Annotated in this window: 9 protein-coding genes and 2 pseudogenes; 8 read left to right on the forward strand and 3 right to left on the reverse strand. The window is 68.0% G+C overall.

Annotation, left to right across the window (positions count from 1 at the left end; all coding sequences use genetic code 11):
• The first annotated feature begins 21 nt into the window (after positions 1-21).
• The 4 genes from ACIRRA_RS12215 to ACIRRA_RS12230 all read left to right on the forward strand — a co-directional run bounded on the left by ACIRRA_RS12215 (position 22) and on the right by ACIRRA_RS12230 (position 3,982).
• The gene (locus ACIRRA_RS12215; RefSeq protein ID WP_402766568.1) at positions 22-468 is read left to right on the forward strand and encodes a VOC family protein; all 447 of its coding nucleotides are present in this window, start codon (positions 22-24) and stop codon (positions 466-468) included.
• Positions 469-492: 24 nt separating this feature from the next.
• Entirely contained in the window at positions 493-1,950 is a 1,458-nt protein-coding gene (locus ACIRRA_RS12220; protein WP_402766570.1) for a dihydrolipoyl dehydrogenase family protein, read from the forward strand.
• A 142-nt stretch (positions 1,951-2,092) separates the two neighbouring features.
• Positions 2,093-3,535, forward strand: coding sequence for an aldehyde dehydrogenase (locus ACIRRA_RS12225; protein WP_402766572.1), 1,443 nt, complete (start codon positions 2,093-2,095; stop codon positions 3,533-3,535).
• A gap of 195 nt (positions 3,536-3,730) precedes the next feature.
• Entirely contained in the window at positions 3,731-3,982 is a 252-nt protein-coding gene (locus tag ACIRRA_RS12230) for a hypothetical protein (RefSeq protein ID WP_402766607.1), read from the forward strand.
• Here the strand turns inward: ACIRRA_RS12230 and ACIRRA_RS12235 are convergent.
• Positions 3,940-4,353 (reverse strand): annotated as a pseudogene (locus ACIRRA_RS12235) (alpha/beta fold hydrolase); the annotation flags it as partial. The gene ACIRRA_RS12230 and the pseudogene ACIRRA_RS12235 sit on opposite strands and share 43 nt — an antisense overlap.
• A 134-nt stretch (positions 4,354-4,487) precedes the next feature.
• A complete protein-coding gene (locus ACIRRA_RS12240; protein ID WP_402766574.1) occupies positions 4,488-7,199 on the reverse strand; it encodes an AAA family ATPase in 2,712 nt (903 codons plus the stop codon).
• Between the two features lie 130 nt (positions 7,200-7,329).
• Here ACIRRA_RS12240 and ACIRRA_RS12245 point away from each other — a divergent pair, with 130 nt between their 5' ends.
• The 4 genes from ACIRRA_RS12245 (at position 7,330) to ACIRRA_RS12260 (ending at position 10,192) form a co-directional block, all read left to right on the forward strand.
• Positions 7,330-7,758, forward strand: coding sequence for a hypothetical protein (locus ACIRRA_RS12245; RefSeq protein WP_402766576.1), 429 nt, complete (start codon positions 7,330-7,332; stop codon positions 7,756-7,758).
• Positions 7,758-8,702: an alpha/beta fold hydrolase gene (locus ACIRRA_RS12250; RefSeq protein WP_402766578.1), complete on the forward strand. Its 945-nt coding sequence runs from the start codon at positions 7,758-7,760 to the stop codon at positions 8,700-8,702. The genes ACIRRA_RS12245 and ACIRRA_RS12250 overlap by 1 nt, the downstream gene beginning before the upstream one ends.
• A 159-nt stretch (positions 8,703-8,861) precedes the next feature.
• Positions 8,862-9,692, forward strand: a complete 831-nt coding sequence (locus ACIRRA_RS12255) for an alpha/beta fold hydrolase (RefSeq protein ID WP_402766580.1) — start codon at positions 8,862-8,864, stop codon at positions 9,690-9,692.
• Complete coding sequence (locus tag ACIRRA_RS12260; RefSeq protein WP_402766582.1) at positions 9,689-10,192, forward strand: cupin domain-containing protein; 504 nt, start codon at positions 9,689-9,691, stop codon at positions 10,190-10,192. The genes ACIRRA_RS12255 and ACIRRA_RS12260 overlap by 4 nt, the downstream gene beginning before the upstream one ends.
• A 670-nt stretch (positions 10,193-10,862) precedes the next feature.
• Here the strand turns inward: ACIRRA_RS12260 and ACIRRA_RS12265 are convergent.
• Positions 10,863-11,207, reverse strand: a pseudogene (locus ACIRRA_RS12265) (DUF4386 domain-containing protein); the annotation flags it as partial.

The following is an 11,207-nucleotide window of genomic DNA, read 5'->3' on the forward strand; positions in this document are numbered from 1 at the left end:
CCACCACAGGAGAACACGATCATGGATATGAAACTGGAAGTCGTCGTGCTGCCCGTCGCGGACGTCGATCGCGCGAAGGCGTTCTATGCCGAGCGACTCGGATTCCGCCTCGACGCCGACTTCACGGTGGACGACGGCTACCGCGTGATCCAGGTGACCCCGCCCGGCTCCGAGTGCTCGCTCATCTTCGGAACCGGCGTCACCGCCGCCGCGCCAGGCTCGCTGGACGGCCTGCATCTCATCGTCACCGATATCGAGAAGGCCGTCGCCGAACTCACCGAACGCGGCGTCGCTGTGGACGGACCGTTCCGGGACGCGACCGGCGTCTTCCATCACGCCGGAACCACCGGCCGCGTCGCGGGCGCGCATCCCGAGCGCCGCAGCTATGGCTCCTTCGCCGCGTTCGGCGATCCGGACGGCAATGGCTGGTTCCTGCAAGAAATCACGCAGCGCGCGCCCGGCCGCTGACCCCCGGATCCCGGAAAGCACATCATGTCTGACGAGAACACCCAGACCTACGACGTCATCGTCCTCGGGGCCGGTCCGGTCGGCGAGAATGTCGCCGACCGCACCAGCGCCGCCGGACTGAGCACCGTCATCGTCGAATCCGAACTGGTCGGCGGCGAATGCTCCTACTGGGCTTGCGATCCCAGCAAGGCGCTGTTGCGTCCGGCCCTGCTGTACGGCGAGGCCGTGCGGTTCCCCGGCGTCGCGAGCGCGGTGACCGGACCGCTCGATGCCCGCGCTGTCCTGAAGAACCGTGACCGCATGGTCGCCGACTGGAACGACCGGGGCCAGGTCGAATGGCTCGAATCCGCCGGGATCGCACTCATTCGCGGACACGGGCGACTCGACGGCGTCCGGCAGGTCACGGTCGAAACCCCGGACGGCGGTATCGTGCGCCTGCGTGCCCGGCACGCGGTCGCGGTCTGCACCGGCACGCGCGCCGCGCTGCCGCCGCTGTCGAACTTGGACACGTTGCGGCCGTGGACGAGTCGTGAGGCCACCAGTGCCGCCGACGTGCCGCGCCGGCTCGCCATTCTGGGCGCTGGAGTGGTCGCGGTCGAAATGGCCACGGCCTGGCGGGCTCTCGGCTCCGAGGTGGTCCTCATCGCCCGGGAGCCGCGGCTGCTCACCCGCGTCGAACCCTTCGCCGCGGACCTGGTGGCCGAACGGCTTCGCGCGGCGGGCGTCGAGCTGCGGTTCGGCTCGGGTATCGCGACCGCGGAACGGGCGGGCGGCCCCGATGACGGCGTGCATCTGAGCCTGGACGACGGCACCCGGATCGTCGTCGACGAACTGCTGCTCGCGACCGGTCGTGCGCCGCGCACCGACGACATCGGCTCGGAGACGGTCGGTTTGGCCTCGGGGGAGTGGCTCACCACCGATGACACCTTCACGGTGACCGCCGTCGAGGGCGAATGGCTCTATGCCGTCGGCGATGTCAACCACCGGGCGCTGCTCACCCATCAGGGCAAGTATCAAGCGCGGATCGCGGGCACGGTCATCGCCGATCGGGCGTCCGGCGGGGAACTCGACACGTCCCGGTGGGGGCGGCACACCGGAACCGCCGATCTACTCGCCGTCCCACAGGTCGTGTTCACCGATCCGGAGATCGCCGCCGTCGGTCTCACCACCGAGGACGCGGCACGAGCGGGCCGGACGGTCGATGTCGTCGACTACGACATCGGCCGGGTCGCCGGTGCGCTCCAACATGATCCGGACTATCGCGGACGGGCGCGCATCCTCATCGATCCCGAACGCCGGGTGATCGTCGGGGCCACCTTCGCCGGGGCGGGCGTCGCCGAACTGCTGCATTCGGCCACCATCGCCATCACCGGCGAGATCACCCTCGACCGGCTATGGCACGCGGTGCCCTCGTTCCCGACCATCAGCGAGGTGTGGTTGCGGCTGCTCGAGACCTATCGGGACCAGTGTGCGAAGGCCTAGTCGGCACGGACGCGCGTCGGGTGAGCGTCGTGGATTACGTCATTCGACGCTCGCCGCCGGTGCGTGGCGGATCTTAGCGTCGGGCTATGACGACGACCACAGCTCAGCGCGGAGTCCCGGCCATGACGGAGGGAGAAGACGAATGATCACCTACGACCGGCTCTATGTCGGTGGTTCGTGGACCGAGCCCACCGAACCGGCGCTGCTGGAGATTCTCTCGCCGCACGATCGATCGCTCATCGGCCGTGCGGCGCAGGCACAACCCGCCGATGTGGACCGTGCGGTGGCGGCCGCATACACGAGCTTCGAAAGCCGTGTGTGGCGCGACACCGTGCCCGCCGAGCGCATCGCGGTGCTGCGCAAGTTCAATGAGCTGCGCGAGGAACAGGCCGATCGGATCGCCGAGCTCATCACCGCCGAAAACGGTTCCGCCGCATGGTTCACCAAGGCCGGCCAGGCCGGTCTGACTCGGCAGGCGAATGCTTACCTCACGGCCGCAGAGAATTTCGACTGGGAGCGCACACTCACTCCGTCGGACCCGAATACGCAGGTGCGCAGCGTGGTTCGGCGTGAACCGGTCGGCGTGGTGGCCGCGGTGATCCCGTGGAACTCGCCCTTCTCCTCCGCGACCTCGAAGATCCTGCCCGCCCTGCTCGCCGGAAATTCGGTGGTGCTGAAGGTATCTCCAGAGAATTCGCTGAGCATGGGCCTGCTCGCCGAGCTGGTGGATCGCATCGGCCTGCCGGACGGCGTGATCAGTGTGCTGCCCGCGGAGCGGGAGACGAGCGAGTATCTGATCTCGCATCCGCGAGTGGACAAGATCGCGTTCACCGGCTCGACCGGAGCCGGTCGCCGGATCGCGACCATCGCGGGCGAGCAGCTCAAACGGGTCAGCCTGGAGCTGGGCGGCAAGTCGGCGGCGGTGATCCTGCCCGATGCCGATCTGACCGCGGTGATCAACGGCCTGAAGTTCGGCTCGCTGCTGAACAACGGCGAATCCTGCATCGCCCAGACCCGGATCCTCGCCCCGAACTCCCGCTACCAGGAGGTGGTCGCGGCGCTGGCGGCGCTGGTCGAATCCCTGCCGGTCGGTGATCCGCGTGACCCGGCGACCTTCATCGGGCCGATGGTCCGCGGCGATCAGCAACAGCGGGTCCGCGACTACATCGAGATCGGCATCGGCGAAGGCGCACGGCTGGTCTGCGGCGGCCCGCAGCTGCCGCCTGGCCTGCGCGACGGCTTCTATGTCACGCCAACGGTTTTCGCCGACGTCACGCCGGACATGCGGATCGCTCGGGAGGAGATCTTCGGTCCGGTCCTGGTCGTCATCGCCTACGACGACATCGACGACGCGATCCGCATCGCCAACGACTCCGACTACGGGCTCTCCGGCGGCGTGTGGTCGGCGGACGAGGCCGCCGCCGTGGCCGTCGCCCGGTGCATCCGCACCGGCACGGTCACCATCAACGGTGCGCCGGTCGGATTCGACGGTCCCTTCGGCGGATTCAAGGCCAGCGGAATGGGTCGCGAATTCGGCGCTGTGGGCCTGGGCCAGTACACCGAATACCAGACGATCACCGTCTGATACCGCTGGTAGAGCCGCGGCGTGCTCATCGAGGAAGTCGACAGAATCTAGCTGCCCAGTCGAAGGCGGCGCTTTCTCTCACACCTTCTTGCCTTCGTCTGGCTCCGTGACGTCCGAAATCACGTGCGGCCCGCTCGTTCACGAGCAGGAAAGAGTCGGCGACCCATGTCTTTGTCGATGTACACAGCCACATCCATGCCCTCTGCCATCACTCTGCACAATCTGTCCTTCGAATGGCCCGACGGCACCGTCGCGCTGTCCGGGCTCAACGGCACGTTGAGCACCGGGCGCACCGGTCTGGTCGGCCGCAACGGCGCGGGTCATCGAGCTCGATGGCGATGGCGGCATGCGGCGACGCGACTCGCTGTAGACGGCAGTAAGCCGGGCCCGGCTGTCGTGCGATGTCAGAGGTGGTCGGCGTCGATGATCGCCTGGGCGAACGGATGAGGTGCTTCCTGCGGGACGTTGTGCCCGATGCCGTCGAGGACGCGGTGCTCGTACTTCCCGGTGAACTACGCGCGGTAGCCCTTCCCGTCCTTGGCTGCTCCGTCGAAATCGCTGCCGATCGTGATGGCGGGCACCGAGATTGCCGGTCCGGTCGCGAGCTGCTGTTCGTACGCGTCGTACTGCGGCTCGCCCGGGGCCAGGCTCAAGCGCCACCGGTAGTTGGAGATGACGATGTCCACCTGATCGGGATTGTCGAATGCGGCGGCGCTGCGGTCATAGGTCGCGTCATCGAAGTTCCAGGCCGGGGAGGCACGCTTCCAGATCAGCTTGTTGAAGTCGTGCCGATTCCGGTCGTAGCCGAGGCGGCCGCGCCCGCCGCCAGAACTCCAGCGAAGAGTCCTCGTCGGTTGATGTTCATGCCGTCGACGCTAGGCAGCGCGCCCGCCCCGCCGCGTGCGTCGGATGACGTAATCGGTGTCGATCGGCCGCGCGGGCGGCCGATCGATCAGCTCGCCGTTTCCTCCAGGGTGGGCAGCAGCGCCGCGAGGTCGCCCCGCGAACTGATGCCGAGCTTGGGGAAGATCCGGTGCAGGTGGGTGCTGACCGTCCGGTGCGACAGATACAGCCGCTGCCCGATCTCCCGGTTGGTCAGCCCCTGCGCCGCCAATTGCGCGATGCTCAGTTCGTGCGGGGTGAGTCGCTCGCGGGCGTCCGGGTCGCGATTCGGGCTGGATTCGCCCGCGCTGCGCAGTTCCAGGCGGGCCCGTTCGCTCCAGGCGGTGAAGCCGAGAGCATCGAAAATCGCTCGGGCGGTGCGCAAATGGGTGCGGGACTCCACGACCCGGCGCTGCCGCCGCAGCCATTCGCCGTAGGCCAGATGCAGGCGGCCGCGCTCGGCGGGCCAGCCGGTGAGATCCGCCGCCAGTGCCACGGCGAACAGCTCCGAGGCCGAATCGCCGGCGAGAACCGCTCGCGCGTAACGCATTCCGATTTGCAAGGCGGGCGACGACGTCGACGCCGCCACCGGTTCCAGTCCGCGCAGCAGTTCCACCGCGGCGTCGGTCTGCCCGGCGCGGACCGCGGCCTCGGCGAGTTCGGTGAGGAAGCACGCGCGCAGCGTCAGCGAATACGACGGGTCGCGCGGATCGTGGATGCGGGCCAGATCGGTGAAGGCGTCATCGAATCGGCCCTCGCCGAGCGCGGTGAGCCCCCGGGTGAGCTGCACGGTGGCCAGCACGGGTCGTGCGCCGGCGGCGAGTCCGGTTCGTTCGGCTTCCGCGGTGAGCGCTGTGGCCTGCGCGTAATCCCCACGCAGAGCGGCGATTTCGGCCTGCACCGCGATGACGGTCGCGTGCATGAAGGGTTGCCCGGTCTCCAGGGCGAAGGCCGCGGCCTCCGTCGCGATGGGCGCGGCGGCGGCGAGGTCACCGAGTCGGGCCAGGCTCCAGGCCTGGATCGCGAGTGCGCGGGTCAGCAGCCCCAATTGCCCGGCTGCCCGGAATCCTGGTGCGGCCGCGGCGGCGAAGTGAGCCGCGAGGTCGAAGGCGCCGACCTGGTAGGCCGCGCTGCTGAGAAAGTGATCGACGTCCGTATCGCGCCCCGTGCTCGTGGCCAGCGCCCGCAGGTGGCCGAGGACCTGCTCGCCGCGCTCGAACGGCGCCACGATGGAGTCGATCGCGAGCTTGGCCGGATCGCCGTCGGGAATGCCGAAGGTGTCGGCGACGGACAGCACCGCCTGACGGATCTCGGGTCCGGGTTCGGACCAGAAGCACCGCGAGGCCGCGGCCCACAGGATCCGCAGCCCGGCATCGGGAAATCCGTCGGTGGCGACGGAGGCCGCGAGCGCGGCCAGCTCACCGATGTGCGCGGGACTGTCGCGCATGCCGTCCTCGAACCCGCTGAGCACCCACTTCGCGGTGGCCTCCTGCTCGGCGGTGAGCGGGAGCGTGCGCGCGGTGTCGACCAGCCGTTCGACTATCTCGCGGTGGCCGGAGTCGACGGCCAGCTCGGCCGCCCGCAGCAGCCGATCCGCGCGGCGGACGGGAGTGGCGCTCAGGGCCGCGGCACGTTCCAGCGCCGCGATCGCGCCGCCGCGGTGCCGGGACCGTTCGGCCGCGTCCTCGAGTGCGGCGGCCACGTTCTCGTCGGCGCCCGAAGTGCCCGCCGCTCGATGCCACACTTGGCGATCCGGCAATTCACCGAGTGTCTCGGCGAGTGCCTGGTGCGCGCCTCGGCGTTCCTCGGCCGTCGCCGCCGCGATCAGAGCGGACCGAACCAGCGGATGGCGGAAGGTCACCGTGCCGGAACCGGTGCCGATCAACCGGGCCGCCACCGCGGGCGCGAGCACTTCGAAGGTCACCGCAGTGCCCAGGAGAATCCCGGTGGCAGTGAGTGTTTCGGCGGCCGAATCGCCGTCGTTGAGGGCGGCGACGAGCAGCGCCGAGCGGGTCGGCCCGGGCAGTGCGGACCCACGCGCCGAGAACGCCCGTTCCAGCCGTTCAGTCAGGGGTAGCACGGCTGTGGTCTCGGTGAGATCCGTTGCGGCCATAGGTAGTTCTGCCAGCGCCAGCGGATTGCCATGGGCTTCGGTGAGCACTCGATGGCGGAGCGGGGCGGCCAGGTTCGGTGCGATGGTGTCGAGGAATGCGTTCGCGTCGTCATCGTGCAGCGGGCCGAGCCGCATGACGGTCAGTCCGGTGTCGCGCAGCGGTGACGTCGTGGAGTCGCGCGAAGTGGCCAGCACCGCAACGGGTTCGGAGTCGATGCGGCGCGCGACGAAGGCGAGCGCCTCGGCGCTGGCCATGTCGAGCCAGTGCACGTCCTCGGCGACGGCCAGCACCGCGCGGTCGGTCGCCGCGTCGGCGAGCAGGGTCAGCGCGGCGAGACCGACCAGGTGGATGCTCGGCTCGTCGGTGCTGTCCGTCATGCCCAAAGCGGTTGCCAGCGCCTCGAATTGACGCGGCGGGAGGGCATCGAACCCGCGCCGCAGCGGATACAGGAGTCGGTGCAGTCCGGCGTAGGGGAGATTGCTCTCGGCCTCCACCCCGGCGGTCCGCAGCACTCGCAATCCCGCGGCGGTCGCGGCGGTCGCGGTCTGCTCGACGAGCGTCGATTTCCCGATGCCGGGCTCACCTTCGATCAGGATGCCGCTCCGGCCGAGGCTGTCCAGGAGCGCGGCCAGGTCTTTCAGTTCGGTGTCGCGTCCGAACAACGGCATGGTGCGGAATCCTCCTCCGGGCCCCGAAACGGTATCGGGCCTGGTCGTGACCCTACCCAAACTGGATTACGTCAAGACAGCGTCACCTGACAGATTCGGCGCCCTGCCATCGGCGGCGAAGGTATTTCCCATGGCTACCGTTCGCTTTCACCTGATGTCCACCCTGTCCCCCGCCGAAGTCATGCACGTGCTCACCGACTTCGGACCCACCCGGCCCGAAGCGTGGCCGAGCATCGACGCCGAACACTTCACCGTCCACGCCCGCGGCGAGAATTGGGCCGAGGTCACCGAGGGCACCGCCGCCGCCTGGGAGCGGGCCCGCTACGACTGGGATCCGGCCGGGGACACCGTCACCGTCACCACGCTGGACTCCAAGCTCTTCGGCGCGGGCGGCGGCTGGGTCTTCAAGATCACGCCCGATCTGCCCGGTTGCCGGGTCGATGTCGAACTGACTCGGACCCCGCAGGCGTTCAAGGGCAAGATCCTGGCGGCGCTACTGCCCCTGGTCGGGCCGTCCTCGCTGCGCAAGTCCTTCGCCGTACCGCTGCAGGCCGCGTAATGGCCGCGCCGCAGCAGACCTCCGGCGCGCTCGCGCCCGGCGCGCATGCCGTCGACTCCGACGGCGTCGTCCAGCGGTACCACGTGTACGGCAATGGACCTGTCTGCCTGGCGCATCCGGGTGGACCGGGCATCCACTGGGAGTACCTGCGCATGACCGAGCTCGAAGAACACCTGACCATGGTGTACGTCGAGGCGCTCGGCACCGGTGAATCCGGTCGGTTGCCGACGCACCCCAACGGTTACACCCGCGAGCGCTACAGCATTGCGCTGCAACGGATCATCGACCATCTCGGCGTGCCGAAGGTGTACCTGCTCGGTCACTCGCACGGGGCCTTCGTCGCCGCCTACCATGCGATCCACCGCCCTGCTGGGCTGGCGGGGATCATCCTCTACGAGGGCGCTCCGGTGACCGGATCCGAGCACGGCGCGGAGGCCGGGCGGCGGCTGCAGGAGTTCGCCGCCGCCCACGCCGACCGGCCCGGATTGCGGGACGTGCTCGCGGCATTCGGTGGAATGCACGATATTTCGAGCGATGAGCAGACTGTTGCCGTAGCCCGCGGTGTCCTGCCCTCGTACATCGCCGACTACTGGGGCGATGAACAGCGTTGGGCTCCGGTTCGAGATGCGCTGCGCGCCAGCTACATCTCCGGACTGGACGCGCTCGGTTCGCCGGACCTCATCGACGACCGCGCCGGCCTGCCGAAAGTGACTGTCCCGGTGCTGGTCATCGTGGGTCTCTTCGACGTCGTCTGCGGACCGCGCTGGGCGCGGGAACTGCACGACCTGATCCCCGATTCGCGGCTGGTGGTCCTCGAAAACAGTGGCCATCTGGGGCATCTGGAAGAACCAGGGCGGTTCACCGACGCCGTCCGGAACTTCGTCCTCTCGACTCGATCGCTGCCATCGCCGAGCGACAGCAGTCCCGAAAGGCTCATGAGATGAACCGGCAAATACCCGAACGACCGTTGATCGCAGAGCTTTTCGTCTGCGGACCGATCGCGATGCTGATCTGGTCGGAGACCGCCGTGCTGCACGGTCGTGGACCGTCCGTACGGGAGCTCATGGGCTAGCGCCCGCATCACACACAGAACAGGAATCGCCATGGCCAAGCTGACCGTGGGTCGCGAGAACAGCGATACCATCGACATCTACTACGAAGACCACGGCAGTGGCCGACCGGTCGTGCTCATTCACGGATACCCACTCAACGGCGCTTCATGGGAGAAGCAGCAGCGCGTCCTGCTCGAAGCCGGTTACCGCGTGATCACCTACGACCGTCGAGGTTTCGGCAACTCCAGCCGCCCGACCGTCGGCTACGACTACGACATCTTCACCGCAGATCTGCACGCCCTCATCGAGCATCTCGACCTGACCGATGCCGTCCTGGTCGGCTTCTCCATGGGAACCGGCGAAGTCACCCGGTACCTCAGCCGGTACGGCTCGACGCGCATCACGAAAGCCGTTCTGATGGGCGCGATTCCACCGTATCTGCGCAGGGCCGAGGACAACCCCGAGGGCGTGGACGAGGCGGTCTTCGACGGCATCAAGGCCGCCATCCTCGCCGACCGCCCCGCCTACTTCAAGGAGTTCCTCGACACCTTCTACAACGTCGACGTGCTCGGCAGCACCCGCATCAGCGAACAGGCCTGGCAGAACAGCTTCAACGTCGCGGTGACCGCCTCGACCCATGCCGCCTACGCCTGCGTCGACACCTGGCTGACCGACTTCCGTGACGATCTGCCCGCGATCGACGTACCCGTCCTACTGATCCACGGCGACGCCGACCGCATCCTGCCCTACTCCGCGACCGCGGCCCGCCTGCCCGGCCTGATCAAGGACCTGACCGTGGTCACCGTCGAAGGCGGCCCACACAACATCGCCTGGACCCACCCCGAAATCGTCAACCCCGCACTCCTGGAGTTCCTCTCGTGACCGCCTTCCCGCCTCCGCCCGCCGTCGCACAGGACCGTCGCTTCGTCCTCGGCAACCATCTGCGGATGACCATCCTCACCACGCCGGAGGAGACCGACGGCCGCCACGACCTCGCCGATGTCACGCTGCCGCCGGGTTCGGATACCCCGTTGCACAAGCACACCCGCTACGAGGAGCGGCTCTGGGTGGTCGAGGGCACAGTCTCCGTGTGGGCCGGCCAGGACGCCTACACCTTGGGACCCGGCGACTTCTACACGATCACCATGAATACCCCGCACATGCTCGAGGCCGGTCCCGAAGGAGTCCGAGTGCTCGCCATGAGTTCCCCAGCGCATTTCGTCGACCTCATCCGTCGTGCGGGCACACCCGAAGCCGAAGCGACGACCGACACCGAATGGGATCTGGAGCTGTTCAACACGATCACCACCGAACTCGGAGACGTCATCCTGGGCCCGCCCGGAATGCGGCCGGCCGACCTGCCGGACGACAACCCGGCATAGGCCGAGAGTGGCCCGGACCCATAAGGTTCCGGGCCCACTTTCGCAATTGCCTGGTAGCAGCCAGGAATTGGCATCCGATGGATTGGCAACGGATTTGGCAACGTTAGTCAAAATGAGCGTCACCCGTCGTGTGGTCCCGTGGTGAGTGCTCCGGCGACCTAGCGTGGGCTGATACCCAAACTGTGACCTTGCAAAATGTCGGAAAACACCCCTCGGCGTGCAGCTTGCGGAGGGGCTTTATCTCGTGCCCCCGGACGGGCTCGAACCGTCACTTGGCGGATTTTAAGGTGGCACCTCTCGGCTATTGATGAGGTTGGTCAAGGTTGACGGCGCGCGAATCATGCTCTGCAGCAACAGATTCGCGCATTTGTCTGCTTGATGGCGTTGCTGGGATTGAAGGTCGCTGCGGGCCAGCTGCGGGCCGATCAGGCGGCCGTGACATTCGCTTTAGGAGAGCGTGCTTAGTCGGTTTTGCCCGGTATACCGATGATTGGCAGCGTTGGCGAAGCTGGTTCGACCGGCCGAATCGTCGTTCAGGCCTTGAATTCTGTTGCAGCCCGGCCTGATGGCAGTCGTCGATGGCGGTGTACTGATCGAACCCCGGCCGCGCGGCGGACCGGGGTTCGATGCATGGGTTCGTCGAGCTGTCTTGCGGGGTGCTGTGTGACGGTCAGCGCCGGCGACCTGTGGTGATCGACGGTAGGGCCGCGAGCATCCAGAGCAGTCCGCCGAATCGCACCACCGGCAGTAGGTAGGCGCAGGCAGGGAGCGCGACGGTCAGCACGGATACCGCCGCGACCGGGACCAGGACGGCTGCGGTCCATACGAGATAGTGGGCCATGGTCCCGGCTGATCTACCTGCCAGCGTCAGGCCGGCCGCCATCAAACCGAATCCCGCGGCGTATGCGGGGCCGCCCGCGAGGAACGCGCCATGCGCCCAGGCGGTCACCGTCGCGTCGTCGAGGCCGGGCCGGGCCGAGATCACGGTGGCGAGTGCGCTGATGGTCAAGGCGGC

The organism is Nocardia sp. NPDC101769, from assembly GCF_044766925.1.
Lineage (GTDB): Bacteria > Actinomycetota > Actinomycetes > Mycobacteriales > Mycobacteriaceae > Nocardia.

Coding starts and splice junctions, on each gene's coding strand:
- ACIRRA_RS12215 (WP_402766568.1), top strand. CDS start 22: ATGGATATGAAACTGGAAGTCGTCGTGCTGCCCGTCGCGGACGTCGAT.
- ACIRRA_RS12220 (WP_402766570.1), top strand. CDS start 493: ATGTCTGACGAGAACACCCAGACCTACGACGTCATCGTCCTCGGGGCC.
- ACIRRA_RS12225 (WP_402766572.1), top strand. CDS start 2,093: ATGATCACCTACGACCGGCTCTATGTCGGTGGTTCGTGGACCGAGCCC.
- ACIRRA_RS12230 (WP_402766607.1), top strand. CDS start 3,731: ATGCCCTCTGCCATCACTCTGCACAATCTGTCCTTCGAATGGCCCGAC.
- ACIRRA_RS12240 (WP_402766574.1), bottom strand. CDS start 7,199: ATGCCGTTGTTCGGACGCGACACCGAACTGAAAGACCTGGCCGCGCTC.
- ACIRRA_RS12245 (WP_402766576.1), top strand. CDS start 7,330: ATGGCTACCGTTCGCTTTCACCTGATGTCCACCCTGTCCCCCGCCGAA.
- ACIRRA_RS12250 (WP_402766578.1), top strand. CDS start 7,758: ATGGCCGCGCCGCAGCAGACCTCCGGCGCGCTCGCGCCCGGCGCGCAT.
- ACIRRA_RS12255 (WP_402766580.1), top strand. CDS start 8,862: ATGGCCAAGCTGACCGTGGGTCGCGAGAACAGCGATACCATCGACATC.